Origin of the sequence: Kitasatospora sp. YST-16 (assembly GCF_026802215.1) — a bacterium.
Lineage (GTDB): Bacteria > Actinomycetota > Actinomycetes > Streptomycetales > Streptomycetaceae > Kitasatospora > Kitasatospora cineracea.
In genome coordinates this window covers 5,545,596-5,571,716 of sequence record NZ_CP113837.1, presented here as the reverse complement: position 1 = coordinate 5,571,716, position 26,121 = coordinate 5,545,596, and the positions used below count along the sequence as shown (strand labels likewise).

16 protein-coding genes, 1 tRNA gene and 1 pseudogene are annotated in these 26,121 nt (G+C 73.3%); 7 read left to right on the top strand and 11 right to left on the bottom strand.

Going from position 1 to position 26,121, the window contains the following annotated elements; translation table 11 throughout:
• Positions 1 to 12: 12 nt before the first annotated feature.
• From OU787_RS25255 to OU787_RS25235, 4 genes and pseudogenes are all read right to left on the bottom strand, one after another.
• Positions 13 to 3,912, bottom strand: coding sequence for a hypothetical protein (locus tag OU787_RS25255; protein ID WP_268660609.1), 3,900 nt, complete (start codon positions 3,910 to 3,912; stop codon positions 13 to 15).
• A gap of 597 nt (positions 3,913 to 4,509) precedes the next feature.
• Positions 4,510 to 4,583 (bottom strand) — tRNA-Pro (locus OU787_RS25250).
• A gap of 233 nt (positions 4,584 to 4,816) precedes the next feature.
• A pseudogene (locus OU787_RS34890) lies at positions 4,817 to 6,052 on the bottom strand (MFS transporter); the annotation flags it as partial.
• A 93-nt stretch (positions 6,053 to 6,145) separates the two neighbouring features.
• Complete coding sequence (locus OU787_RS25235) at positions 6,146 to 6,760, bottom strand: TetR/AcrR family transcriptional regulator (protein WP_268660606.1); 615 nt, start codon at positions 6,758 to 6,760, stop codon at positions 6,146 to 6,148.
• Positions 6,761 to 6,840: 80 nt separating this feature from the next.
• On the opposite strand from OU787_RS25235, the gene OU787_RS25230 reads away from it, so the two are divergent.
• Complete coding sequence (locus tag OU787_RS25230; protein ID WP_030463129.1) at positions 6,841 to 7,560, top strand: SDR family oxidoreductase; 720 nt, start codon at positions 6,841 to 6,843, stop codon at positions 7,558 to 7,560.
• Positions 7,561 to 7,604: 44 nt separating this feature from the next.
• Here the strand turns inward: OU787_RS25230 and OU787_RS25225 are convergent, their stop codons facing one another.
• On the bottom strand, positions 7,605 to 8,132 hold the full coding sequence (locus tag OU787_RS25225; protein WP_268660605.1) for a YbhB/YbcL family Raf kinase inhibitor-like protein: 528 nt from the start codon (positions 8,130 to 8,132) through the stop codon (positions 7,605 to 7,607).
• A gap of 337 nt (positions 8,133 to 8,469) precedes the next feature.
• Between OU787_RS25225 and OU787_RS25220 the strand changes: the two genes are divergently transcribed.
• The 5 genes from OU787_RS25220 (at position 8,470) to OU787_RS25200 (ending at position 16,472) form a co-directional block, all read left to right on the top strand.
• The gene (locus OU787_RS25220) at positions 8,470 to 9,357 is read left to right on the top strand and encodes a helix-turn-helix domain-containing protein (protein ID WP_268660604.1); all 888 of its coding nucleotides are present in this window, start codon (positions 8,470 to 8,472) and stop codon (positions 9,355 to 9,357) included.
• Between the two features lie 202 nt (positions 9,358 to 9,559).
• On the top strand, positions 9,560 to 12,478 hold the full coding sequence (locus OU787_RS25215) for an ATP-binding protein (protein ID WP_268660603.1): 2,919 nt from the start codon (positions 9,560 to 9,562) through the stop codon (positions 12,476 to 12,478).
• Between the two features lie 256 nt (positions 12,479 to 12,734).
• On the top strand, positions 12,735 to 13,013 hold the full coding sequence (locus OU787_RS25210) for a hypothetical protein (RefSeq protein ID WP_030463125.1): 279 nt from the start codon (positions 12,735 to 12,737) through the stop codon (positions 13,011 to 13,013).
• Positions 13,014 to 13,338: 325 nt separating this feature from the next.
• Complete coding sequence (locus tag OU787_RS25205) at positions 13,339 to 15,438, top strand: phosphocholine-specific phospholipase C (RefSeq protein WP_268660602.1); 2,100 nt, start codon at positions 13,339 to 13,341, stop codon at positions 15,436 to 15,438.
• A 251-nt stretch (positions 15,439 to 15,689) separates the two neighbouring features.
• Entirely contained in the window at positions 15,690 to 16,472 is a 783-nt protein-coding gene (locus tag OU787_RS25200; protein ID WP_268660601.1) for a hypothetical protein, read from the top strand.
• Between the two features lie 69 nt (positions 16,473 to 16,541).
• Here the strand turns inward: OU787_RS25200 and fusA are convergent, their stop codons facing one another.
• The gene (gene fusA / locus OU787_RS25195; protein WP_030463122.1) at positions 16,542 to 18,632 is read right to left on the bottom strand and encodes an elongation factor G; all 2,091 of its coding nucleotides are present in this window, start codon (positions 18,630 to 18,632) and stop codon (positions 16,542 to 16,544) included.
• Between the two features lie 405 nt (positions 18,633 to 19,037).
• A complete protein-coding gene (locus OU787_RS25190; RefSeq protein ID WP_030463121.1) occupies positions 19,038 to 19,946 on the bottom strand; it encodes a LysR family transcriptional regulator in 909 nt (302 codons plus the stop codon).
• A gap of 308 nt (positions 19,947 to 20,254) precedes the next feature.
• Here OU787_RS25190 and OU787_RS25185 point away from each other — a divergent pair, with 308 nt between their 5' ends.
• Complete coding sequence (locus tag OU787_RS25185; protein WP_030463120.1) at positions 20,255 to 21,124, top strand: NmrA family NAD(P)-binding protein; 870 nt, start codon at positions 20,255 to 20,257, stop codon at positions 21,122 to 21,124.
• Between the two features lie 38 nt (positions 21,125 to 21,162).
• Here the strand turns inward: OU787_RS25185 and OU787_RS25180 are convergent, their stop codons facing one another.
• From OU787_RS25180 to OU787_RS25165, 4 genes are all read right to left on the bottom strand, one after another.
• Positions 21,163 to 22,611 (bottom strand): GH1 family beta-glucosidase, encoded by a 1,449-nt coding sequence (locus OU787_RS25180; protein WP_030463119.1) that lies wholly within the window; start codon positions 22,609 to 22,611, stop codon positions 21,163 to 21,165.
• A gap of 57 nt (positions 22,612 to 22,668) precedes the next feature.
• Entirely contained in the window at positions 22,669 to 23,571 is a 903-nt protein-coding gene (locus OU787_RS25175) for a carbohydrate ABC transporter permease (RefSeq protein ID WP_030463118.1), read from the bottom strand.
• A gap of 4 nt (positions 23,572 to 23,575) precedes the next feature.
• Positions 23,576 to 24,517, bottom strand: coding sequence for a carbohydrate ABC transporter permease (locus tag OU787_RS25170; RefSeq protein WP_030463117.1), 942 nt, complete (start codon positions 24,515 to 24,517; stop codon positions 23,576 to 23,578).
• Between the two features lie 91 nt (positions 24,518 to 24,608).
• Complete coding sequence (locus OU787_RS25165; protein ID WP_030463116.1) at positions 24,609 to 25,913, bottom strand: ABC transporter substrate-binding protein; 1,305 nt, start codon at positions 25,911 to 25,913, stop codon at positions 24,609 to 24,611.
• Positions 25,914 to 26,121: the final 208 nt, after the last annotated feature.

Below are 26,121 nucleotides of genomic sequence, written 5' to 3'. Positions count from 1 at the left end.
GTTCGTTCCGGATCAGGTGAGGTAGCCGGTGCGGCTGCGGTGTTGCATGCTCAGGAAGGCCGAGGCGAAATGGTCGAGGCGTTCCAGCGCAGTGGTGGCGAACGCCTGCACCAAGGCATCCGGGTGTGCCTTCAGCTTCTCTGCTGCCTCCCGGCGGGGGCAGATCACGGCGTCCAGGTCCGTAAAGACGGCGTTCACTGCCGTCAACCCGTGCAGGATCAGCTCCTCACCGTCAGGGGTCAGCCCGGCAACCAGGAGCTCCGGTACAACCTGTGCCCAGGTTCTGCTCGTCCAGGCAAGGTGAACCGACTTCGCCGCTCGGCGGCGTGCGCTCGGCGGTCCGCCGGCCCACTCGACCAGAGCTCGTGACCAGGCGTCGGTGTCCTTACCGATCGCAGTGAACGTCTCGCACAACACATCTTCGACCAAGTCGTCGAGGACGGTGGCCGGTGCGGCCGACCAACGCTGCTCGAACGCGGCAGTGATCTCGTCACGCACCGCAATGTCGAGCCTCTCAAGGTGCTCCGTCCAAGAAGCCGGCAGGCGGTGGCCTCCGAGGGCATGTCCCGTCAGGACCTGGGCGAACCCCCCGGGCGACCGGCGAGCGATCTGGATGACTCCGTGGCTGATGAGGCCGAGGCCGTCGTTGTTCACGAGGTCGTTGGCGTCGGTGGTGAGCCCCCGCTCCAGCACGGCCACGCAAGCGTTCACCGTTTCGGGATCCACCGGCGCATTGGAGTGGAGCACCATCCCGATCGCCTGCAGCACCTCGGGCACCGCCTGATCCGGCCCCCGGGTGCCAAGCAGGGCCAGACGCCCCAGACGGTCCTCCGCCGATCTCGTGCAGTGCCACGCATGCCGGGCGACCTGTGCGCAGATCGCGGCCGGATCAGCGACTTCGGTTCCGGTTGCCGCGTCCGCGAGAGCGCGAAGGAGTTGCTCTTCCTGTTCGGGGTGGTCGTCCGCCATCGCGAGTGCAAGCTCCGCGATCCTGGGGTCAACCGCACATTGGAAAACCCACTGCCAGACCTGCTTCGGGTGCCGGGTCGCCAGGCCGGCCAGCAGCCCAGCATCGCCTGACAGCGGCCCTCTGGCGATGCGGTCCAGGACGGGATCAGCGCCGGTCGCATTCTCGCCTACCGCTGCAGCGAATGCTGGGAGGACCTCGCGCGCCGTACCGAAGCAGGATGGATCTGCGGCCTCCAGCAGGTCGATGGCCTGCGCGGTGGTCAGCTGACCGGCCAGGGCGATGGCGGTGGACTTCTGGGCTTCGACGTCCTCGGCCCAGGTGGCCGTAAAGGTGTTGGGTGGTTGAACGACGAGGAGGCGCGAGAGCTCCGGGTCGCTGAGTGCCGCCACCGCGACGGGCTCGCCGTTGGCTGCTGCTCCTGCCAGGTCGGTCCGGCGGGTGCCTGTTCCGAGCGCGGCCTCGGCCGCCCGGCGCCGCACGGACAGTGGAAGGTCCGTCCACCGCGCGGCGATCTTCTCGGCAAACCTCGTGGCAGCCTCCGCCAGGAGCTGCTCGGCGTGCGTGGGCAGCGGCTGGTGATGATTACCGGGCAGGCCGCGGCCCGCGATCTGGCGCAGTTGCTCGGGTACTGCGACCAGCGCGTTGAGGAGGTTCAGGTGCTCGGGCTGGTGCAGGGCCGGTTCGGCGAGCAGCGGTTCGAGTAGGTCGAGGGCTTGGTCGAGCTGGTGCTGGGTCTCTGGAAGGTCAGGAAGCGTAGCGGTCCTGATGGTGAGGGTGTTCGCTTGCTCGGGCGTGGCGTGCCGCACGAGTTCGATCATGACAGTCAGGTAGGGCTGCAGGGCCGCGAGGAGGACACGGGCGACGGACTCGGGGCCCCGCTTGGCCGCATCCGCGACGTCGAGTCCCAGGGGTGGTTCGTCGGTACGGTCGCGGACCCAGCGCGAGATCGCGCCGAGGAGGGTGCCTCGGCGGGCCATCAGTGCTTGTCCGTTGTGCCAGCTTTTTGGACCTGCCCAGGTCTGGAATGTACGCAGCAGGGTGTCTGGCTGGTGGCCGCCGAAGACGGGGCGGGCGGCATCCGCCAGCCAGGCGATGTCCAGCACGGATGCCACAGCCGCCGAGGTGGTCTCGGGGTTGATGCGTCCTGCCAGCCGGGCGAACTCCTGGCACAGGCGGTCCAGTTCGAACCGGTAGTAGGCGACAGCGTCGGTGTCCCCCCAGAGCTGCTCGGAGGCCGGCACAGGCCACTGTCGGATCAGCCGTTCGGTGAGCTGCGCGAGAAGTGTCGGATCAGCGGGGACTGCCTGGGAAGCGAGGCGGACAACGCTGGTCCAGTGGCCGAGGTGGGCGTCCTCGGGGAGCAGGCCGAGGACGAAGGCGGTGATCGCCGAGGCGGCGGCTCGGTTGCCGCTGTCGCGGGCGGCTGCGGCCAGTACGCCGATCTGTGGATCGAGCTGACGAGTCGCGGCGTCCAGGGCGTCCGCGTGCTCCTGCGGGGTCATCTCCGGGGTGAGGCCCGAGTGTGCCGCCAGGCGGCGCAGGGCGGCTTCCGGGTCCAGCCGAACCTTGGCCTCCGGAGTGAGGGCGTCGGCCAGGACAACGGCGGCGGCAAGGTCGGGGCGGAAGGTGCAGGGCGGCGTGTCCACCAGCCCGGCGTCGGCGAGGTCGTCCAGGAGCCGGTCGAGCCGATCGGGCTCGGACGGCAAGCCGGAGACCGCTCCGTGGAGAACGGCGATGTCCTGACCTCCGTGGTGCCCGGCCGGGTCGCCGGCTTTGGTCAGCAGAGCGAGAGCGACCGCGACCGTCCGGTGCAAGCTGGGGTCGCCCAGTGCCAGGAGCCTGCTGGCGATCAGCTCCCGCAGGAGGTCGGAGGCGTCGCTCCAGTCGAACTTCCCATTGGCCAGGGCCACTTGGCAGGCGGTGTGGGCGATCAGGGGATTGCCGTCGGCCAGGCCGATGGCGGCCGTGCGGAACTCGTCCAGTTGAATGCCGTGGTCCGTGATGATCGTGTCGATCTCCGGACGGTCCAGGCGGCCAAGTACGACCGAGGTACCGGCCTGGTGCTCGGCTCCGGCGGTGTAGAGCGTCCGCTCGCGCTGGCCCGGACGAACGGTGAGGATCAGCCGGACTCGGTCGAACCGCTGGTCGGCGAGCATCGCGGCCACTGCAGACAGGCTTTCGCTGCGATGGGCGTCGTCGATCACAAGGATCAGCGGTGCATCCAGCCCCACCTCTGTGAACGAGTCAAGCGTGAATGGCGCCCCAGAAGGGACGACCAGGGTTGTGGCGACGGACCGGGCCGTCTCGATCGCGATCCTGGTCTTCCCGGAGCCGCCCGGGCCCTCCACCACGACAACCCGGTCCTCGCAAGATCCCGGGGTGAGCCGGGCGCGGAGCTGACTCTGGATCTCGGCAGTGCCGCGGAGCTCAGCAGCCATCCCTGGCACCGTGCGGGAGAGCCGTTCCAGGTACACCTCCGCAGTGGACAGGGACCGGGGCTGACACGGACGGACCCCCAGCTCAGCCTCGGCTACCCAGCGCAGGTCGTCCGACTCCAGCTCGACGACGAGCTCGGCGAGGTCGATGATCTCCAGACTCACCCCGAAGTCTGTCTTGGCCCGCTCCCGCTCCTGATCCTTCTTGATCTCGGTGGTCGAACGGTTCATCACGAAGACGGCCGGCGCAGTACGTCCGTGCTGCTTGTGCTTCTCCAACTCGATGGTGAGCTTCGTGGTCCACGTGCCCTGCAGGCTGACCCACAGCGCCACGTCGATCTCGTCCTCGAACAAGGGGCGGCTGTAGCCGTCGAGACCTGTGTCACCGGTGGCGCTGGTGAGACGGAGATTGGGGTAGCGCTTCCGGAGCACTCGCAGAGCCACCCGCTCCAGGGCCCGATCGTCCGTGAGCTGTTCCAACGCCATCTTTGCGGTTTCGTACAGCACCCGTCGCCCCTCCGCCTCGCCGAGACCTGCTCGGGGCCATTCTCCTCCGTCTCGTCCTCGGAGCGGGTAAGGCCCCATCGGGGTGCGCCGAATGCCGCCCACAGCGCACCCGGCCGCCCGGCCGCCCGGCAGTATCCGTGCCGACCTGCGCTTGTGGGGTGTCAACAACGTTGCGCAGCAGCACCGGTGAACCCGGATGGTGGGTTGAAGGCAGATTCCAGCCCCGTTGGGGGTCTGCGTCGAAATCTGCTTCGCGTGGGCGGCCAGGGAGTCGACTGGCGATTGGTCGGGTGCACTGCTCCGGAGCATCCGAGATTCGTCACGGTACAGCTGGAACCGGGGCGAGGGAATTCCGGCGTGGGCACTCCAGGCGACCCATTCCTGCGGCTATTCTGGCCGGGAGGGGACATGTGGGTCTCCGGTGGGCTGGTCCCCGGGGAGCGGCCCCTTGAGGTCCGCTCGGGGGTCCTGGTCCCCAGCTGGTCCCCAGCAAGATCGTTTAGGGGTGCTCGTAGGTGACTCGTTCCACTGACGGAGCGTCACGCGAAAGGCCGCTGACCTGGGCGTTAACCCGGCCAACGGCCTTTCCGACTCACGTCGGGACGACAGGATTTGAACCTGCGACCCCTTGACCCCCAGTCAAGTGCGCTACCAAGCTGCGCCACGTCCCGTGGTCGTCTTCCCAGTCGCCCTTGCGGGCTCCTCGGCTTTCTGACCTTGCCCCCGATCTCTCGGCGACGTGGAAAACAATACAGCACGTCGGGGGGTGCTCGCTGCCAGGTTTCGGGGGTGTGGCGGGTGGGTGGGGCGGCGGGTGGTCAGGGGTGGGGTGGCGGGCGTCGTAGTGGCGGAAGGCGGGGCGGCGGAGGGCGAGGTAGAGGACGACGGCGACGCAGGCGAGGCCGCCGGTGAGGATGGAGAGGGTGGGGGTGGTGAGGGAGGAGACGGTGCCGGATTCGAAGTCGCCGAGGCGGGGGCCGCCGGCGACGACGACGATGAAGACGCCCTGGAGGCGGCCGCGCATCTCGTCGGGAGCGGCGACCTGCATCATCGTGTTGCGGAAGATCATCGAGACGGTGTCGGCGCAGCCGGCCGCGGCGAGCAGGAGCAGGCCGAGCGGGAGGTTGCGGACGAGTCCGAAGGCGGCGATGGCCAGGCCCCAGGCGGCGACGGAGGTGAGGACGGCGACGCCGTGGCGGTGGATGCGGCCGATCCAGCCGGAGAAGAGGCCGCCGGCCAGGGCGCCGACGGCGGGGGCGGCGGCGAGCAGGCCGACGGTGCCGGCGTCGCCGCCGTAGAAGGGGAGGACGATGGCGGGGAAGAGGGCGCGCGGCAGGCCGAAGATCATCGCGGCGAGGTCGGCGGCGAAGGAGGTGCGCAGGTTGGGCTGGGTGCGCAGGAAGCGCAGGCCGTCGAGGACGGTGGCGCGCTTGCCGGTGGTGCTCTGCGGGCGCATCGCGGGCAGGCGCCACATCGCGTAGAGGGTGGCGGCGAAGGCGACGGTGTCGGCCAGGTACGCGCTCTGCGCCCCGTACGCGGCGACGGCGACGCCGCCGAGGAGCGGGCCGACGGTCTGGCCGAGGTTCATGCCGATGGTGTTGAGGGCGTTGGCGGCGGGCAGCTGCTCGCGCGGGACGAGGCGCGGGATCATCGAGGAGCGGGCGGGCGAGCTGACCGCGAAGAATCCGCCCTGGAGCGCGACGGCGGCGTAGAGCAGGGTGATGGAGCGCAGGTCCAGCAGGGCCTGGGCGGCGAGGAGTGCGGAGACGGCGGCGAGGCCGCCGGAGCCGATCAGGCCGAGGCGGCGGCGGTCGACGCGGTCGGCGATGGCGCCGCCGTACAGGCCGAAGACGACCAGCGGGACCAGGGAGCAGATGCCGACCAGGCCGGTGAGGAAGGTGGAGCCGGTGAGGGCGTAGACCTGGATGCCGACCGCGAGGGTGGTCATCTGCTGGCCGATCGAGGAGACCGTCTGTCCGAACCAGAGCCGCCGGTAGTCGGGGCTGTGGCGCAGCGGGGTGAGGTCGGCGAAGGCGCCCCGGGTGAGGCGGCGCAGCCCGGTCCGGGCGGGGGCCGGTGGCGGGGACGGTCGGGAGGGGTCGGGCGGCGGGGACGGTCGGGAGGGCGTTTCGGTGGGCACCCCGCCATGCTCGTTCAGTCGTTCGACGGGCTTGCGGGCGGGGTGCGGCTGGACATCCGCCGGAAACAGGCGGGCGCCCCGGCCGCCGGGCGGTCAGCGCAGCAGGGTGCGAGTGAGGAGGGTGGCGAGCTGCTCGTCGAGGGGTTCGTGGGTGGCGAGCAGCCGGTACCAGAGCAGGCCGAAGGCGAGTTCGGCGGCGGTGGCGGGGGTGAGGTGGGGGGCGAGCGCGCCGGCGGCGTGGGCGCGGGCGAGCAGGGTGCCGAGGGCTTCGCGGCGGGGGCGCAGCAGGGTGTCGTGGAAGCGTTCGCCGAAGGCGGGGTCGATCTGGGCCTCGGCCATCAGGGCGCGCAGGGCGTCGGTGGTGGGCGGGGTGGCGGCGGCGAAGGTGGCGGCGAGGAAGGCGTGCAGGTCGGCGGCGTGGTTGCCGGTGTCGGGCAGCGGGATGTGCTGCCGGGCGTACGCGGTGACGGCTTCGAGCAGGACGTCCGCCCGGCCGGGCCACCAGCGGTAGAGGGTCTGCTTGCCGGTGCCGGCCCGGGCGGCGATGCCTTCGACGGTGAGGCGGGCGTACCCGGACTCGGCGAGCAGCTCGTAGGCGGCGGTGAGGATCGCGCGGCGGCTCTCCTCGCTGCGACGGCGGCCTGCCCGTGCGGGAGTTGACGCCCGGTCGGACGGTTGCTGCGGCTCCTGGCGCGTTTGCTCGATCACGGCGGCCACGCTACCGTAATTCGAGACGAGACGTAGCGGTTCGAAATTACGGGCCGCAACCCGCACTGGGGAGGAACCACATGGGCGAGCGCACCGCACTGGTCGTCGGCGGCACTTCGGGCATCGGGCTGGAGACCGCCCGCCAACTGCGCGCCCGGGGCGCCGCGGTGCACGTGGCGGGCCGCAGCAAGGAGCGGCTGGAGGCGCTGGCGGTCAGCGACCCGGAGCTGATCGGGCACCGGGCGGACGGCGGCGACCGCGGGCAGATCACCGAAGTCCTGTCCACCATCGGCACGTTGGACTGGCTGGTGGTCTCGCTCAGCGGCGCCGAGGGCGCGGGGCCGTTCGCCGAACTCGACCTGGACGCCCTGCGCGGCGCCTTCGAGGCCAAGTTCTGGGGGCAGTTGACCACCGTGCAGGCCGCGCTGCCGCACCTGTCCGAGGACGGGTCGATCACCCTGGTCACCGCGATCTCGGCCCGCACCGGCATGCCCGGCACCGCCGGACTGGCCGCGGTGAACGGCGCCCTGGAGGCGATGATCCGGCCGCTGGCAAGGGAGTTGGCCCCGCGCCGGATCAACGCCGTCTCCCCCGGACTGGTCGACACCCCGTGGTGGGACGGCCTGCCCCAGGACGCCCGGGACGCCTACTTCGCCCAGGCCGCCGCCCAGTTGCCGACCCGCCGGATCGCCTCCCCGGCGGACGTCGCCGAGGCGGTCGTGCTGGCCGCAACCAACCGCAACCTCACCGGCACCGTTCTGGAGAGCGACGGCGGACTCCACCTGGCCCCGCTCAACTGACGCACCGTGTCTGGAAGTTCACCTTTCACCTGCCGCCCGCCGGTTCACCGCGCGGCCAGCGCCGTGGTCTGCGCGTGCCCGATCACGTGGCCGCTCATGCTGAACGCGGTGACGGCCGCGGGTGTGGCGGCCGGCAGCGCCAGGCTCGGGGTGTCCAGGGCGTAGACGGTGATCCGGTAGCGGTGCGGACGGTCGCCGACCGGCGGGCAGGGGCCCAAGTAGCCCTGCACGCCCGCGTCGTCGGCGCCCGTCACCGCCCCGGCCGGCGGCGTCGCGCCCAGTCCGGTGGCGGTGGCGGGGACGTCCCAGACCAGCCAGTGCCAGAACCCGGAGCCGGTCGGCGCGTCCGGGTCGAACATCGTGACGGCGAAGCTCCGGGTGCCGGCCGGAGCGCCGCTCCAGGCCAGCCGCAGCGGCTGGTTGCCGCCGTCGCAGCCGAAGGCGTTCGCCCAATGCTCCTGCGGGAAGCGGCCGTTGACGATGTCCGGGCTGGTGACGGTGAACCGCGCCGTCCCGACCGGGACCCCGGAGCGGACCGACACCCGCCCGAACTCGGGCTCCTTCCGGTCCACTTGAGCACTCGAATCGGCGGCCCCCAGCAGCGTCAGCACGGCAGCGGCGGACAGCGCGACCGCGGCGGTGCGGTAACGGCGCGAACGCCGGACGGAGACCTCTCCCCCGGCAGCGGGGCCCTCGCCGCGGACAGCGGGGGCCCCGCCACGGACAACAGCGCGGGTACGGAACGGACGTGACATGGCGCGGGACTTCCCGTCGATCGTCGGAGCTGGCTTCGGACGGCCCAACCCTCCCCCGCCCCGCGACAGTTGGGGAGTCCCTCCGGATGGTGGCACCCGGCGTACCAGCCTCGGCACTGGACGGCCCGCCCGGCCCGCGCCGATGATCGGGAGCATGACCGAGCGCGCCCCGTCCCCGCAGGCCGAACTGGCCGCCTTCCTCCGGGCCAAGCGCGCCCGCCTGCAGCCCGAGGACGTCGGCCTGCCGCGCGGGCCGCGCCGCCGCACCCCGGGGCTGCGCCGCCAGGAGGTCGCCCAACTCGCCGCCGTCAGCGTCGAGTGGTACGTCCGCCTCGAACAGGGCCGGGTCGGCACCCCGGGCAGCGCCGTCCTGGACGCCCTCGCCGAAGCCCTGCGCCTCACCCCGGACGAGCACCGCCACCTGCACCTGATCGCCCGCCGGGAGACCCCCGTCCGGCCCGCGGCGCGTCCGCCGCACGCCCTCGTCCGCGACTCGCTGCGCCAACTGCTGGACGGGATACCGCTGTTCCCGGCCTACCTGACCGACCACCGGCTCGACGTGCTGGCCCACAACCCGGCCGCCCGCGCCCTGTTCGGCCCCGGCTTCGGCACCGGACCGACCGACAACACCGCCCGGATGCTCTTCCTCGACCCGGCCACCCGGGCCACCCAGCTCGACTGGCCACGGGTCGCCCGCGAGACCGTCGGCCACCTCCGCACCGCCGCCGCCCACCACCCCGACGACCCGCGCCTCACCGCCCTCCTCACCGAACTGCGCTCCCACAGCCCCGAGTTCACCCTCTGGTGGGACGACCACACCGTCCTCGACCGCGCCACCGGCACCAAACGCGTCCGCCACCCCGAAGCCGGCGACCTCCGCCTGCACTACGACATCCTCACCACCGGCCCCCACCGCCTCTTCACCCTCACCCCCGCCGACCCCGCCACCGACCGCGCCCTCCGCCACCTCGTCACCACCCACACCGCCGCCCTCACCGCCACGCACCCCACCACCACCGTCCGCCCGATCACCGCGGCCTGAGCACCGCCGGCCGAAGCCCCGGCAACGGCACCTAGCGCCGCGTCAGGCAGGACGGGCAACGGCGCCAGGGCAGAACGGACCGCGGTCGGGCTGTCACCTGCGGTGGTTCGGGGGCGGGCCGCGGATCGGGGTGGCCCCGTTACGATCGGACGCCGTTCCGGCCGACCGGTCCGTGCGGCGCGACCGTTCGGGGAACAGGGGAATGGCAGTGGAGTTCGGCGCGTTGCTGCGGGACCTTCGGCTGGCCGCCGGGTGGACCCAGGAGGAGCTGTCCGACCGCTCCGGCGTCTCCGTCCACTCGATCAGCATGCTGGAGGCCGGCCGCCGTCGGCCCCGGCTGTCCTCGGTGGCCCGGCTGGCGGACGGGCTCGCCCTGCCGGCCGGCCGCCGCGAGCAGCCGGTCGCCGCGGCCACCCGCCCCGCCACCGACCGCCCCGCCACCGACCGTCCCGCGTCCCCCGCTCCCCCGTCCGCCCCGGCACCCGCGTCGGCACCCGCTTCGGCATCCACGTCCGCACCCGCGCCGTCGCCCGTGCTCCCGCCGATGCTCCCGCCCCTGCCCGTGGCCGCGGCCCGGGGTCCGCGTCAACTCCCCTCCGACAGCCGCCTGTTCACCGGCCGGACGGTGGAGGGCGAGTTCCTCGCCGGGGTGGCCCGGCTGGCTCCGGAGGGCACCGAGGCCGGCATGGTGGTGCTGTGCGTGATCACCGGCATGGGCGGGGTGGGCAAGACCGCGCTGGCGGTCCGCACCGCCCACCGGGTGGGCGAGCGCTTCCCGGACGGTCAGCTGTTCCTGGACCTGCGCAGCCACACCGCCGGGCTGGAGCCGCTCAGCGCCGAGGACGCGCTGGAGACCCTGCTGCGCTCGCTCGACGTGCCGGCCGACCGGATCCCGAGCGGGCTGACCGACCGGGCCGCGCTCTACCGGGCCCGGCTGTCCGGCACCCGGACCCTGGTCCTGCTGGACAACGCGTCCAGCGCCGCCCAGGTCCGGCCGCTACTCCCCGGCAGCACCGGCTGCCTGGTGCTGGTCACCAGCCGCAGCCCGTTGGTCGGGCTGGACGACGCCCACCTGCTGACCCTGGACGTGCTCCCCGAGGACGACGCGGTCGACCTGCTGCGCCGCGCCGCCGGGGCCGGCCCCCTCCCCGTCCCCACGCCCACCACCGACCCTGCCAGCCCCGCCGCCCCCGCGATCGGCGAGCTCGCCGACTTCGCCGAACTGGCCCGGCTGGGCGGACGGTTGCCGCTGGCCCTGCGGATCCTCGGGGCACGCCTGCGGCACCGCCCCCGGCTGACCGCCGCCGCCCTGGTGGAGGAGCTGCGCGAGGAGCGGCACCGGCTCGGCCTGCTGCGCGACGAGGACCGCGACCTGGCCGCCCTGTTCCGCGCCTCGTACCGGGACCTGCCGCCGGAGGAGCAGCGGCTGCTGCGCCTGCTGGGCGTGCTGCCCGGGGAGGACCTGGAGGTCTGCGCGGCGGCGCACCTGCTCGGCGCCGACCGCCGCGGTGCGGAACGGCTGCTGGAGTCGCTGCTCGGCCACCACCTGCTCGCCCAGCCGACCCCGGGCCGCTACCGGATGCACGACCTGGTCCGGTCCTGGTCGCGGACGCTGGCCGAGGAGGAGCCGCCGGCCCGCCGGGAGATCGCCGGCCGCCGGTTGCTGGACCACTACCAGGACACCGCCGAGCGGGCCGGCCACCGGCTGGCCCGTTACCGCGGCCACCGTCCGGCGCCGACCGGCCCGGCGCCCCGGCCCGCCCCCGACGTGGACTCCCCCGAGCGGGCCCGGGACTGGCTGCGCGCCGAACGGAACAACCTGCTGGCCGCCATGGCCCGCAGCGGCGACCCGCAGCGCCGCAGCGTCATCACCGCGGCGCTCGCCCCGATCCTGGAGCTGGACGGTCCACGCTCCGAGGAGGCCGCGCTGCACCTGGCCGCCGCCGAGGCGGCCGCCGCCCAGGGCCGGTCGCTCGACCGGGCGGAGGCGCTGTGGCGGGCCGGCCGCGCCCATCGGCTGGCCGGCCGGTTCGAGGAGTCCGCCGAACTGTTCGACCGCGCCGAGCAGTTGTACCGCGAGCTGGGCGACGCACACGGCCGGACCCACTCGGCCTGGGAGCGCGGCCGGCTCGCCTACCAGAGCGGCGACCTGGCCCGCGCGGTCGAACTGTACGGCCGGGCGCTGGCCGGCTACCGGGAGCTCGGCGACCCGCAGGGCGAGGCGCACACCCTCTGGGACCTCGGCCGGGCCCGCCGGATGCTAGGTGAGACCGACATCGCGGAGGAACTGCTGGCCGCCGCGCTGGCCGCCTACCGCTCGCTCGGCGACCGGGCCGGCGAGGCGCACGCGCTGAGCGACCTGGCCGACCTCCGGTACTGCTGCGGGCGGACCGCCGACAGCGGCGACCTGCTGGAGCAGGCGCTGACGATCGCCCGCGAGCTCGGCGACCGGCAGAGCGAGGCCAACGCGGCGTGGCTGCTGGGCCGGATCCGGCTGCTCCAGGGCGCCCACCCGCAGGCCCGGGACCTGCTCGACCTGGCGCTCGCCCGCTGCCGGGAGCTCGGCATCCGGCAGGGCGAGGCCAGCACCCTCAGCGCGCTGGGCGAACTGCACCTGGTGACCGGGCGGACCGCCGCCGCGGTCGAGCTCCAGCGGGAGGCCGCCGCGGTCTTCCGGACCACGGGCAACCCGCACGGCGAGGCCAACGCGCTGCACGGCTTGGCGCTGGCACTGCGCGCGACCGGCGACCGGGCCGCTGCCACCGGCCTGCTGCACGGGGCGCTGGAGACCTTCGAGGCCGACGGGGACCTGCAGGCCCAGGCCGAGGTGCTCAACAGCCTCGGCCTGCTCGCCGCCGACCTCGGCGACCTGCCCGCGGCCCTCGACCGGCACCGCCGCGCGCTCGAACTCGCCCGCCGCAGCGACAGCCCGCTCGACGAGGCCCGCGCACTGCTCGGCATCGGGCGCTGCCTGCCCCCGGCGGAGCGGCCCGCCGCGCTGGACGCCGTCCGCCGGGGCCTCGTGCTCCTCGAAGCGGCCGGAGCGGCCGAGGCCGCCGACGCCCGGGCCCGACTGGCACTGCTGACGGCGGCTCACCCGCAGGCAGCGGCGCAGCCGTAACCCGCGGCCGAGCCGTAACGCCAAGCGAGCACGCAGGAGTTGAAGCCGGAGCCGACACAGGCACAGGCACAGGCACAGGCCCAGGCACAGGCACAGCCGCAGCGCCCAGCCGGGCCGTAACGCCAAGCGAGCGCAGGGTGGACGCCATGGAGCGGGCCGGCCGGGCGGCAGAGGATGAACACCGAGCGCAGGGGCCTCCCCAACGGGCCCCGGAAGCTCCGGCAATCCGTCCGTCAATCGAAAGGCACCAGCAACGATGCGCACGATCCACAAGGCCGCCGCAGCGACTGCGGTCGGCGCGGCGCTGCTCCTCGGCTTCACCGGCACGGCCGCAGCGGCCGACGGCCCCGCCAACCTGGGCGGCCAGGGCTGCCCGGCGGTGGCCTCCAACTCGGACTACTACGGGACGTACGTCCAGCACCTGAACTACACGTACGTCACCGGCAACGGCTTCCGGGACGGCGTCTACCGCGTCGACTACTACAACCGCCAGAACGCGTACCAGGGTTCCTGGACGGTCGAGTACCGCTGCTAGTCGGCCCCGCGCCGGGCAGTCCCCGGAACCGCCGCCGTCCGCGCACGGGGGACCGCCGACCACCGGTCGGCGGAGGCGCGGACGGCGGTGACCGGTGCACCAGGCCCTCCGTCGCAGGTCCCGTGCCGTCAACGCCCTTCCCCCGCACCCGGATTGGCCTTGTCTGCACAACTTGCGACCGAACCGCGCCGACTTGTCCGGACAACTCGAGGCGTTCGTCCGGCGTACGCCGGTCGGCCACGGGCAGGACGACGGGTGGTACCCCGCGGGCGGTGTCCTGGGGGGCGCCCTCCGTCCGTCCCTCACCCCGTAGAGGTCGTGCCCCATGGCTGCCGAACCGAACGAGCCGAACGAACCGAACAAGCCGAACGAACCGAGTCGGCGTCGCTTCCTCCAACTGGCCGGTGCGGGCCTGGCGTTCTCCGCGCTGGCGCCCAGCATCGCGCGGGCCGCGTCGATCGCCCCGCAGGGCGGCACGGGCACCATCCAGGACGTGCAGCACATCGTGGTGCTGATGCAGGAGAACCGGTCGTTCGACCACTACTTCGGCTCGTTGAAGGGCGTGCGCGGCTTCGGTGACCCGCGGCCGGTGACGCTGCCGAGCGGGAAGCCGGTCTGGTACCAGGCGAACAGCGCGAAGAAGGAGATCCTGCCGTTCCGGCCGCAGGTGAACGACCTCGGGATGCAGTTCGTCCAGGACCTCAACCACGACTGGGCGGGCGGCCACCAGGCGTTCAACAACGGCAAGTACGACCAGTGGGTGCCCGCGAAGACGGCCACCACGATGGCGTACCTGACCCGGCAGGACATCCCGTTCCACTACGCGCTGGCCGACGCGTTCACGCTGTGCGACGCGTACCACTGCTCGTTCCTCGGCTCCACCGACCCGAACCGCTACTACCTGTGGACGGGCCACACCGGCAACGACGGGACCGGCGGCGGACCGGTGCTGGGCAACCAGGAGGCGGGCTACTCCTGGACGACCTACCCGGAGCGGCTGGAGGCGGCCGGCGTCTCCTGGCGGATCTACCAGGACGTCGGCGACGGCCTGGACGCGGCCGGCTCCTGGGGCTGGATCAGCGACGCCCACCGCGGCAACTATGGCGACAACTCGCTGCTGTACTTCAACAATTACCGCAACGCCAAGCCCGGCGACGCACTGTACGAGAAGGCCCGCACCGGCACGAACGCCAAGGCCGGCGACGGCCTGTTCGACCAACTGCGCCGGGACGTCGCGGCCGGCACGCTGCCGCAGGTGTCCTGGATCGTCGCCCCCGAGGCGTACACCGAGCACCCCAACTGGCCCGCCAACTACGGCGCCTGGTACATCTCGCAGGTGCTGGACGCGCTGACCGCGAACCCGGACGTGTGGGCCCGCACCGCGCTGTTCATCACCTACGACGAGAACGACGGCTTCTTCGACCACGTGGTGCCGCCGTTCCCGCCCGCCTCCGCCAACCAGGGCCTGTCCACGGTCGCCACCGGCGCCGACTGGTTCGCGGGCAGCGCGAGTTACGCGGCCGGGCCGTACGGTCTCGGGCAGCGGGTGCCGATGCTGGTGGTCTCGCCGTGGAGCACCGGCGGCTACACCTGCTCGGAGACCTTCGACCACACCTCGATCATCCGCTTCATCGAGCAGCGCTTCGGCGTCGCCGAACCGCACATCTCGCCCTGGCGGCGGGCCATCTGCGGCGACCTCACCTCCGCCTTCGACTTCACCGCGAGCAACCCCGCCCCGGCCGCGCTGCCGTCCACCGCCGCGTACCTGCCCGCCGACCACAACCGGCACCCCGACTACGTCCCGACCCCGCCCGCCACCGGCGCCGTGCCGCGGCAGGAGCCCGGCGCCAAGCCCACCCGACCGCTCAAGTACGCGCCGTACGTGGACGGTTCGGCCGACGTCTCGACCGGCAAGTACGCCCTCGCGTTCAGCGGCGGGCCGGCCGCGGGCGCCCAGTTCCTGGTCACCTCGGCGAACCGCACCGACGGACCGTGGACGTACACCGCCGAGGCCGGCAAGTCCGTCTCCGACGCCTGGAACACCGCCTACTCCAAGGGCGTCACCGACCTCACCGTGTTCGGCCCGAACGGCTTCCTGCGCCGCTTCCGCAACCCCGGCAAGACCGCGGGCCCCGAGGTCACCGCCCGCCACGACGCCGCCACCGGCAACCTCGCCCTGACCTTCACCAACCCGGCCGGAGCCGACGCCGTCCTCACCGTGGCCAACGCCTACGCCGGCGCCCCGCAGGCCGTCACCGTCCGCCGCGGCACCACCGTCACCCTCACCGTCGACCTCTCCGCCTGCCGCCACTGGTACGACCTCACCGTCACCTCCGACCGGAGCGCCGACTTCGTCCGCCGCCTCGCCGGCCACGTCGAGACCGGCGCCCCCTCCCTCTCCGACCCGGGCCTGCTCACCTCCTGACCGCCCACCGCCGCCGGCCGGCCCCGGGGTTCGGATCGGAGGGTGTCCGAACCCTGGGGCGGCCCGCCCGGCGGCGGGACCGGCCGCGGCCCGCGACCTTTGACACCGGACGCCCCAGTGGTCTAGACCTACCCTGGCAACGGGCCGGTCGGCGCGGAGCGGACGGGCGGGCGGGCGGGGGGAGCGGAGGAACGCGATGTGCAGGGTGGGCCGGGCCGGGATCGGACGCCGGGCTCCGGGCGGGTGGTGAGGTGACCGCCGCGCTCAAGGTGACCGCCGCGATCGAGGCGACCGGGCGCCGGGCCCGGGTGGAGGAGTTGCTGGGCGCGGACGCCGTCCGGGCGCGGCTGGCCGGGCTCGGCGCGGGCGTGGCCTCCCAGGTCCTGGTGCTCGCCCCGGAGGACGGAGAGCCGGGCCCGACCGGACTCGCCGAACTCGCCGAACTCGCCGAACCGAGCAAACCGACTGAACCGAGCAAACCAGGTGAACCAGGTGAACCAGGTGAACCGGGTGAACCCGACGGCCTGCCGGTCGCGGAACTCCTGCGCCGGGGCGTCGAGTTGCGGGTGCTGCTCGTCGACACGGCGCGCCACCGCCCGGCCGCCGTGGAGTACGCGCGCCAGCTGACCGAACTCGGCGGGCAGGTCCGCACCGTCCCCGCGCTGCCGCTGCGGATGATCGTGCTGGACCGGGAGACCGCCGTCCTGCCGCTCGACCCGGCGCGGGCCGACACCGCCACCGTGCTGCACGGCCGCGGGCCGGTCGCCGCGCTGTGCGCGCTGTTCGAGGGGCTGTGGCACGGCGCCGCGCCGCTGCGCCGCCCCCGGGGGCGCGACCGCAACGGCATGGCGGCGCAGCACTACGCGCTGCTGCGGATCCTCCAGCAGGGCGACACCGACGTGGTCGCCGCCCGGAAGCTGGGCATCTCCGAACGGACCGTCCGCCGGCTGACCGCCGAGGCCCTGGAGGTGCTCGGCGCCCGCAGCCGCTTCCAGGCCGGGGCCCGCGCCGCCGAACGCGGCTGGCTGCGCTGACGGCGGCCCGAGGGGCGACGGCACCGGTCCCCGTCCTGCCGGGAGAGGCGGGACGGGGACCGGCTGCTGCTACTGCTGCGTCCGCGGCGCCGGCGCGTACCCGGCGGGCCGGGTGGTGAACGTGCCCCGGCCCTGGGTGCGGCCGCGCAACGTGCCCGCGTAGCCGAAGAGTTCGGCCAGCGGAACGGTCGCCGTCAGCACCGCGCTGCCGCCGCGCGGCTCGGAGCCGTGCACCCGGCCGCGGCGGGCGGACAGGTCGCCGAGGACGCCGCCGACGCCGTCCGGCGGCACCGTCGCGGTGAGTTCCACGACGGGCTCCAGCAGCAGCGGGCCGCCGCGCCGCAGCGCCTCGCGCAGGGCGAGCCGTCCGGCGGTGCGGAACGCCAGGTCGGAGGAGTCCTTGACGTGGGTCGCCCCGTCGGTGAGGGTGACCCGGACCCCGGTGACCGGGTGGCCGAGCGGGCCGTCCGCGAGGGCGTCCCGGCAGCCCGCCTCGACGGCCTGCACGAACTCCTGCGGGACCCGCCCGCCGGTGACGGTGGAGCGGAACTCGAAGCCGTCCGTGCCGGGTTCGCCGAGCGGGGCGACGTCGACCACGACGTGCGCGAACTGCCCGGAGCCGCCGTCCTGCTTGACGTGCCGCAGGACCAGGCCGGTGACCGCCGCGGAGACGGTCTCCCGGTAGGCGACCTTCGGCCGTCCGACGGTGACCTCCAGCCCGGCGCGGCGCAGCTTCTCCACCGCGACCTCCAGGTGCAGTTCGCCCATCCCGGACAGCGTCCGCTGCCCGCTCTCCGGGTCGCTGCCGACCACCAGCGACGGGTCCTCCTCGTTGATCCGGGCCAGGGCGGCGGCCAGCCGGTCGGTGTCCACCGAGCGGCGGGCCTCGATCGCGACGGTCACCACCGGGTCGGCGGCGACGGCCGGTTCGAGCACCAGCGGGGCTCGCGGGTCGCACAGCGTGGTGCCGACCTTGGCGCCCTTCGCGCCGACCACGGCGACGATGTCGCCGGCCACCGCGCTGTCGGTCTCGGTGTGCCGGTCGGCCTGCACCCGCAGGATCCGACCGATCCGCTCGGTGCGGCCGGTGCGGGCGTCGAGCACGGTGTCCCCCTTCCGTAGCGTGCCGGAGTAGACGCGCAGGCTGCCGAGCCGCCCGGTGGTGGTCGCGGCGACCTTGAACACCAGGGCGGAGAACGGCTGTTCGGGATCGGCGGTGCGTTCCTGCGGCGCGCCGTCGAACTCCCCGCGCACCGGCGGGACGTCCAGCGGCGACGGCAGGTACGCGGCCACCGCGTCGAGCAGCGGTTCGACGCCGCGGTTGCGGTACGCCGAGCCGCACAGCACCACCACCGCCTGTCCGCTGCCGGTGAGTTGGCGCAGCGCACCGGTGAGGGCGGCGGCGGTGAGGGTGCCGGTGGCGCAGTACTCCTCCAGCGCGGCGGGGTGCAGTTCGGCCACCGCCTCCGCCAGGGCCTGCCGCCGCCGGGCCGCCTCGGCCGCCAACTCCTCGGGCACGTCGCCGACTTGGCAGCCGGTACCGGGCTCGGCAGCGTCCGGCCAGGTCAGCGCACGCATCCCGACTAGGTCGACCACGCCGGTGAAGCCGCCCTCCCGGCCGATCGGCAGCTGCACGGCCAGCGGCGCCGGGTGCAGCTTCTCCCGGATCGAGGCGACCGCGGCGTCCAGGTCGGCGCCGGGCCGGTCCATCTTGTTGACGAACGCGATCCGCGGGACGCCGTGCCGGTCCGCCTGCCGCCACACCGACTCGCTCTGCGGCTCGACACCCGAGACGGCGTCGAACACCGCCACCGCGCCGTCCAGCACCCGCAGCGAGCGCTCCACCTCGTCCGCGAAGTCGACGTGGCCGGGCGTGTCGATCAGGTTGAGCCGGTGGCCGCCCCACTCGCAGCTGACGGCCGCGGCGAAGATGGTGATGCCACGGTCGCGCTCCTGCGGGTCGAAGTCGGTGACGGTGGTGCCGTCGTGGACCTCGCCGCGCTTGTGGACCGCCCCGGTCAGGAACAGGATCCGCTCGGTGACGGTGGTCTTCCCGGCGTCCACGTGGGCGAGGATGCCCAGGTTGCGGACCGCGGCGACAGCGGCAGAAGCAGAAGCAGAAGCAGAAGCAGTGGTGGTGGTGACGAGGTCGGTACGCATGGTGGCCCGTGGCCCTTCGGGGTTCGTTCCTGGAATCGGCAGCGCGATTCACGGCACCACGGGGCACACCCACCGCCCCGCACGCACCCGCGCACCACCCGCCGCGTCGAACGGGCAGGCAGAACGAAGGTCAACGAGCAGGACAGGACGGGGAGTTCGTGGTTCCTACCGGCACCGGCCGCGCAGCGGGCACCGGCCCGCCCGGGACACCAGGATCACCTCGAACCGCGACGGGGGAACGACGACGGCGGCAGTACGCACGACCGGCCCCTCCCTCTCCACTCACGTCACGGTGCGCCCGATCGGCCACTGCGGCCCGGGCGTCGTCCAGCGGGCCGAGTCTAGGGACGCCGCCCGCCCGCTGTCACCGCATTTTCCGGACCGTCCAACACCCCTTCGCCACAGTCAATCTGACTGAACGTCAGGAATGTCTTCGACCGCCGCGGCCGCGAACGCCACGAAGGCGTGCACCTTCGCCGTGGCCGCGTCGGCCCGCCAGACCAGGGCCCCGTTCGCCGCGGGCAGGCCGGTGAGCGGGCGGGCCCGGACACGGGGGTGCCGGTGGTTGAGGAACAGGCCGCGGTGGGTGGGCCAGACGGTGTCGCTGACGGCGACCCGGTGCAACGCCTCCTGGTAGGTGCGGCCGCCGGGGGTGCGGCGCAGCGGGCGCCCGCGCGGGGTGAACGGCGGGGTGACGGCGTGCCGGAAGGTGTCGGGGGTGTCGGACGGGCTGTCCAGGACGGGCCAGTCGGCGAGTTCCTCGACGTCGATCCGCGGCCGGGCGGCGAGCGGGTGGTCGGCGCGCAGGGCGAGCACCCGCGGGTGGGAGACCAGGACGGCGCCGACGCCGAGGTCGGGTTCGTCGACGGGCAGCAGGGTGAGCAGCAGGTCGATCTCGCCGGCCCGCAGCGCGGCGTACGGCGCGGCCCAGGGCACCTCGGTGACGCCGACCCGGCAGGCGGGGTGCCGGTGGGCGAAGGCGGCGACGGCGTCGGTGAGCGGCGGCCCGTTGAGGCAGCCGAGGAAGCCCAGGCGCAGGGTGCCGGTGACGCCGCGGGCGATGGCCACGGCCTCGTCGTAGCTGCGGCGCAGGTCGCGGTGGGCCTCGCCGAGGGTGCGGCGGGCGTGCGCGCCGAGCGGGGTGAGCGCCACGCGGCGGCTGGTGCGGGTGAACAGCGGGGCGCCGATGCGACGTTCGAGGGAGCGGATGAGCTGGCTGACCCGGGACTGGGACAGGCGCAGCCGTTCGGCGGTGCGCCCGAAGTGGAGTTCCTCGGCCAGCGCGAGGAAGGTCTCGATCTCGGTCAGGTCCACCGGCGGTGCGCTCCAGGGTCGTCGGTACGTCGGCTGCCGGCGCATCGGCCGGATCGTCCCGCCGGGAGCGGCCGGGAGCGACCGGAAGCGGCCGGAAGCGGCCGGGAGCGGCCGGGGCCGACCGCCGAGGTCCGATCGATGAGTGCGGCTACTGGATTGTGCGCCGGAACGGCCTTGATCACGGGGCCGGTTGACCTGATCTTTGATCTGAAGCGACGCGGCACGACGGAACGTCACGTGACGTTCCGTGGTGTGACGTTCCGTGGCGTGCGGCGTCAACGACACTGGTGGAAGAGCGGGGAGAGCTCATGATCGTGGTGACGGGCGCGACCGGGACGGTGGGTTCGGCGGTGGTCGCGGGCCTGCGGGAGCGCGGGGTGCCGGTGCGGGCGCTGGTCCGGAACGCGGACGCGGTGCCGGCCGGGTGGGACGCCGGGGTCGAGGCGGTGGTCGCGGACTTCGCCGACCCGGCCTCGCTGGACGCGGCGCTGACCGGTGCCGGGGCGGTGTACCTGCTGGTGGCAGCGCAGTCGGCGATGGCGGAGCACGAGCGGAACGTGATCGACGCGGCCGTGCGCACGGGCGGCCGGCCGCGGGTGGTGCTGCACACGGCGGCGGGCGCCGAGGGCGGCGCGACGGGTGCCCGTTTCGTGGACGCGCACGTGGCGGGTTTCGCGCACCTGCGGGCCAGCGGCCTGCCGTGGACGGTGCTGGCGCCGAACGGCTTCTTCCAGAACTTCCTGGGCATGGCGGCCCCGGTCCGCACCGGCCTGCTCGCGGTGCCGGGCGGTTCCGGCGCGGTCTCGTACGTGGACGCCCGGGACGTGGCGGCGGCCGCGGTGGCCGCCCTGGTCGAGGACGGCCACCAGGGCGCGGTGTACACGCTGACCGGCCCCGAGGCGCTGACCCACGACGCGCTGGCGGAGATCCTGGCGGGGGCGGCCGGCCACCCGGTGCGGTACGTGTCGCCGAGCCCCGAGCAGGCCCTGGAGGCCCTGGTCGGTGCCGGCTACCCGCGGTGGAACGCGGAGGGCCTGGTCGAGCTGTACGCCCACTACGCGGCGGGCCGGGCCGCCACCGTCAGCTCGGACGTGGAGAAGCTGACCGGCCGCCCGCCCCGCCCGTTCGCCGCGTTCGCCGCGGAGTTCGCCACCGCGTTCACGGCCCCGCCCGCCTGAACCGCCCGGCCCCGCACCCCGCCCGCCCCGCCGGCCCGCTACTGCGGCAGCGCGCCGTCCCGGATCACCCGGGCGTACCAGTGCGCGCTGTCCTTGGGCGTGCGGCGCTGGCTGGCGAAGTCGACGTGGACGATGCCGAAGCGCTTGCTGTAGCCGTACGCCCATTCGTAGTTGTCGAGCAGCGACCACAGGAAGTAGCCGCGGACGGGGGCGCCGTCGGCGATGGCGCGGTGGACGGCGGCGAGGTGGGCGTGCAGGTAGTCGATCCGCTCGGGGTCGTGGACGGCGCCGCTGGGGTCGGTGTAGTCCTCGTAGGCGGCGCCGTTCTCGGTGACCAGCAGCGGGACGCCGGGCAGGTCGTCGCGCAGCCGGGTGAGGAGTTCGTACAGGCCGTCGGCGTCGACCGGCCAGCCCATGGCGGTGCGGGTGCCGGGGGCGGGCAGGAAGCGGATGCCCTGGTCGGCGGGCCAGGGGCTGCCGCCCTGGTGGCCGTCGCCGCGCGGGGCGTCCGCGTCGACAGCCGGTTCCTGCTCGGCCGCGACGACGGTGGGCGTGTAGTAGTTGATGCCCAACGAGTCGATGGGGCGGGAGATTTCGGCGAGGTCGCCGTCCCGGACGAAGGCCCAGTCGGTGACGTGCGCGGTGTCGGCGAGGACGTCGGCGGGGTAGCTGCCGCGGAACACCGGGTCGAGGAAGATCCGGTTGCCCAGGCCGTCGATCCGGCGGGCGGCGTCGAGGTCGGCGGGGTCGGTGGACAGCGGGCGGACGGCGGCCAGGTTGAGGGTGAGCGAGACCTGGGCGGTGTCGGGGAGTTCGGCGCGCAGCGCGGCGGTGCCGAGGCCGTGGGCGAGCAGCAGGTGGTGGTGGGCGGTGAGGGCGGCGGCGTGGTCGGTGCGGCCGGGGGCGTGGACGCCGTTGCCGTAGCCGAGGAAGGCGCTGCACCAGGGCTCGTTGAGGGTGGTCCAGGTGGGGATGCGGTCGCCGAGCCGGCGGGCGGCGAGGTGCGCGTACTCGGCGAAGCGGTACGCGGTGTCGCGGTCGGTCCAGCCGCCCGCGTCCTCCAACTCCTGGGGCAGGTCCCAGTGGTAGAGGGTGGCGACGGGGGTGATGCCGGCGCCGAGGAGTTCGTCGACCAGGCGGTCGTAGAAGTCGAGCCCGGCCTCGTTGGCGGGGCCCCGGCCGCCGGGCTGGACGCGCGGCCAGGCGAGCGAGAACCGGTAGGCGCCCAGGCCGAGTTCGGACATCAGCGCGACGTCGTCGCGGTAGCGGTGGTAGTGGTCGGCGGCGATGTCACCGGTGTCGCCGTTGCGGACGGTGCCGGGGCGGCGGGCGAAGGTGTCCCAGATGGACGGGGTGCGGCCGTCCTGGGCGGCGGCGCCCTCGATCTGGTAGGCGGCGGTGGCGGCGCCCCAGACGAATCCGGCCGGGAAGCGGGCGGGTGCGGCGGCGGGGGAGGAAGTGGTCACGGGAAGAGTCTCGACGGTCATGTCGCGTTCCATCCAAACAAGTTGAGGGTCTGTCAGCCCATCGGGCCGTACCGCGGGTCAGCCCTTGACGGCGCCCTGCATGATGCCGCCGACGATCTGCCGGCCGAGCAGCGCGAACACCACCAGGACGGGCAGGGTGCCGATCAGGGTGCCGGCCATCACCACGGACTGGTCGGGGACGTAGCCCTGGCCGAGCGACTTCAGCGCGACCTGCACGGTGGGGTTCTGGGAGCTGAGTGCGACGATCGGCCAGAAGAAGTCGTTCCAGGTGGCCATGAAGGTGAGCATGCCGAGCACGGCCATGCCGGGGCGGGCGACGGGCAGCACGATGGAGCGGAAGATCCGCAGCAGCGAGGCGCCGTCCATCCGGCCGGCCTCGACGAGTTCGTCCGGCAGGGCCTGCACCAGGTACTGGCGCATGAAGAAGACGCCGAACGCGGAGACCAGCGAGGGCAGGATCACCGAGGGCAGCTTGTTCTGCAGGTCGAGCTTGACGATCACCATGAACAGCGGGATGACGCCGAGCTGCGGCGGGATCATCATGGTGCCGACGGTGAGCGCGAGCAGCGCGCCGCGGCCGCGGAAGCGCAGCTTGGCGAAGGCGAACCCGGCGAGCGTGGAGGAGAGCACCACGCCGGCGGTGACCACGCTGGAGACGATCAGCGAGTTGAGCAGCGCCTTGCCGATCTCGGCCTGCTGCAGGGCCTCGCCGATGTTGTGGAACAGGTTCGGTCCGGGCGTCAACGCGGGTGTGGCGGCGCTGAGTTCGGAGTTGGAGCGGCTGGCGGCGACCAGCGTCCAGTAGAACGGGAAGACGGCGAGCAGGGTGGCGCCGATCAGCACCGCGTAGGCGAGCGGCCCGCCGTTCAGCGGCGAGCGCGCCTTGCGGCCCTTGGCACGGGCCCGGTCGCCGTCCACGGCGGCGGGCTTGTCGAGCACCTGGGTGGTCACGTGGGTCATCGGGTCACCGGTCCGTACGGTTGCGGCGGGCGGCGATCGCCGCGTTCAGCAGGGCGAGCAGCACGATCAGCAGGAACATCACCCAGGCGACGGCGGCGGCCCGGCCGAGGTGGAAGAACGTCCAGCCCTGCTCGTACAGGTACAGGCCGAGGGTCTGGTACTGGTGCGAGATGCCGCCGCCGGAGTTGCCCTCGTAGAGCAGGGGTTCGCCGAACAGCTGGGTCGCGCCGATGGTGGAGACGACCACGGTGAAGACGATGGTGGGGCGCAGCCCGGGGACGGTGACGTGCCGGAACTGCTGCCAGCGCGAGGCGCCGTCGACGGCCGCGGACTCGTACAGCTCGCCGGGGATGGACTGCATGCCGGCCAGGTAGATCAGCGCGTTGTAGCCGGTCCAGCGCCAGGTGACGATGGCGGAGACGCCGAACTGGGAGGCCCAGGTGTTCGCCTGCCAGTCGACCGGGTGGACGCCGAGGCTGCTCAGCACCCAGTTGATCAACCCGTAGTCGCGGCCGAAGAGTTGGGCGAACACCAGGGTGGCGGCGGCCACCGAGGTGGCGTACGGCATCAGCATGGCGACCCGGAAGAAGGTGCGACCGCGGAGCCGGTAGTTGAGCAGGTGGGCCAGGCCCAGGGCCATCAGCAGCTGCGGCACGGTGGAGAGCACGCCGATGGTGAAGGTGTTGCGCAGCGCGTTCCAGAAGAACGGGTCGGACAGCAGCCGGGTGTAGTTCTGGAAGCCGAGCCAGTCCATCCGGTCCGAGGTCTGGAGCTCGACCCGGTGCAGCGACACCCAGGCGGTGTACAGCAGCGGGAAGAGGCCGAACGCGGCGAACAGCCCGAAGAACGGGGCGAGGAAGCCGTAGGGGGCGAGCCGGCGGCGCAGCCGGCCGGGCCGTCCGGCGGGCGGCGCGGCGGGCAGCCGGGCGGTGGAGCTGAGGGCCATGGGCGGGGTCCTTCGACGGGGGCCGCCCGCCCCGCCGCTGCGTGAACGGCGAGGCGGGCTGCCCTAGTTGACTGCCTGGGCTGACGGTGCGTCAGTTGCCGTTGGCCTTCTTGACGTTGTCCAGGGCGTGCTTCCAGGCGGTGTCCGGCGCGGTGCCGGTCCGCTCGACCTCGCCGAGGGCGTCGGTGAACGCCTTGCCGATCACGCCGTCGTCGGTGCCGAGCACCTGGGCGGGCATCGCCTTGGCCGACTCGCTGAAGATCTGGCCGATCGGCGCGTTGTTGAAGTACGGGTCGGTGACGTCCTTGATGGCGTCCTGGGCGCCGGTGGAGGACGGGAAGGAGCCCTGCTTGGTGAACAGGGTGGCCTGCTGCTCCTTGGCCGTCAGCCACTTGATCAGCTCGGCGGCCTCCTTGGGGTGCTTGGCGGTGCGCGGCACGGCCAGGTAGGAGCCGCCCCAGTTGCCGGTCTTGCCGGGGCCGGCGGCGATGTCCCACTTGCCGGAGCCCGCGTCGCCGGCCTGGCCCTTGATGTAGCCGATCATCCAGGCCGGGCAGGAGAGGGTGGCGAACTTGCCGGTGGAGAACGCCTTGTTCCACTCCGGCGTCCACTGGGCGAGCTTGGCGGACAGGCCGTCGGCGACCAGCGCGGTGGCGTCGGTCCAGGCGGTCTTCACGGCCGGGCTGCTGTCGTAGACGGGCTTGCCGGCCTCGTCGGAGTAGCGGACCTTCTGCTGGCCGACCTCGGCGGTGAACATGCCGGCGGCGCTGTCGGTCCAGGCGTTGCCCGCCTCGGCCTTGGCGGCGTACTGCTTGCCGAGGTCGAGGTAGCCCTGCCAGGTGGACCACTTCTGCGCGAGCTCGGCGCGGTCGGTGGGCAGCCCGGCGGCCTGGAACAGGTCGGTGCGGTAGCAGATCGCCTCGGGGCCGACGTCGGTGCCCGCGCCGAGCACCTTGCCGTCGGCGGTCTTGATCGCGGCGCCCTTCCACGGCACCAGGCCGTCGTTGACGTCGCCGATGCCGAGCGTCTTGAGGTCGGTGAACTTGTCGGCCTGCTTCTGCACCACGCTGGCCACCCGGCCGACCTCCAGGCCCTGGATGTCGGCGAGGCCGCCGCCGCCCGCGAGCTTGGTCTGCAGCGCCTGCCAGTACTGGCCCTCGTCCTGGGTGTCGGTCTGCTTGATGGTGACGTTCGGGTGGAGCTTCATGTACTCGTCGTACAGGCCGGCCTCCTTGAACCCGAAGGTGCCGAACAGGTCCACCGTGATGGTCACCTTGCCGTCGGCGGAGTCCTTGGACCCGGAGCCGCCGGAACTGCAGGCGCTGAGCAGCAGGGCGGTGGCGAGGACGGCGCTGCCCAGGGCAGCGGTGGAGCGGCGGACTCTGGGGGGACGCATGCGAGGGCCTCCAGGGCGGGGCGGGAGCGTGGGTGGGTGCGAAGAAAAGGAGCAGTGCCGATCCGGAAGCGCCCGATTTTCTGAGAGCGCTCTCAACCGATGCCGAGAGACTGCCGGGGCGGAAGTTCGCTCGTCAAGACCTCGAAACCTGAACGTAATCTCCGGGCGCTCCCAACCTGGGCATACGACTTCTGAACGCAACAGTCTG

Bases quoted from the DNA above. Each gene is read 5' to 3' on its own strand.
- OU787_RS25230 (WP_030463129.1), top strand. From the start codon at position 6,841: ATGGGCGAGCGCACCGCACTGGTCGTCGGCGGCACTTCGGGCATCGGG.
- OU787_RS25220 (WP_268660604.1), top strand. From the start codon at position 8,470: ATGACCGAGCGCGCCCCGTCCCCGCAGGCCGAACTGGCCGCCTTCCTC.
- OU787_RS25215 (WP_268660603.1), top strand. From the start codon at position 9,560: ATGGCAGTGGAGTTCGGCGCGTTGCTGCGGGACCTTCGGCTGGCCGCC.
- OU787_RS25210 (WP_030463125.1), top strand. From the start codon at position 12,735: ATGCGCACGATCCACAAGGCCGCCGCAGCGACTGCGGTCGGCGCGGCG.
- OU787_RS25205 (WP_268660602.1), top strand. From the start codon at position 13,339: ATGGCTGCCGAACCGAACGAGCCGAACGAACCGAACAAGCCGAACGAA.
- fusA (WP_030463122.1), bottom strand. From the start codon at position 18,632: ATGCGTACCGACCTCGTCACCACCACCACTGCTTCTGCTTCTGCTTCT.
- OU787_RS25185 (WP_030463120.1), top strand. From the start codon at position 20,255: ATGATCGTGGTGACGGGCGCGACCGGGACGGTGGGTTCGGCGGTGGTC.
- OU787_RS25180 (WP_030463119.1), bottom strand. From the start codon at position 22,611: ATGACCGTCGAGACTCTTCCCGTGACCACTTCCTCCCCCGCCGCCGCA.
- OU787_RS25175 (WP_030463118.1), bottom strand. From the start codon at position 23,571: ATGACCCACGTGACCACCCAGGTGCTCGACAAGCCCGCCGCCGTGGAC.
- OU787_RS25170 (WP_030463117.1), bottom strand. From the start codon at position 24,517: ATGGCCCTCAGCTCCACCGCCCGGCTGCCCGCCGCGCCGCCCGCCGGA.
- OU787_RS25165 (WP_030463116.1), bottom strand. From the start codon at position 25,913: ATGCGTCCCCCCAGAGTCCGCCGCTCCACCGCTGCCCTGGGCAGCGCC.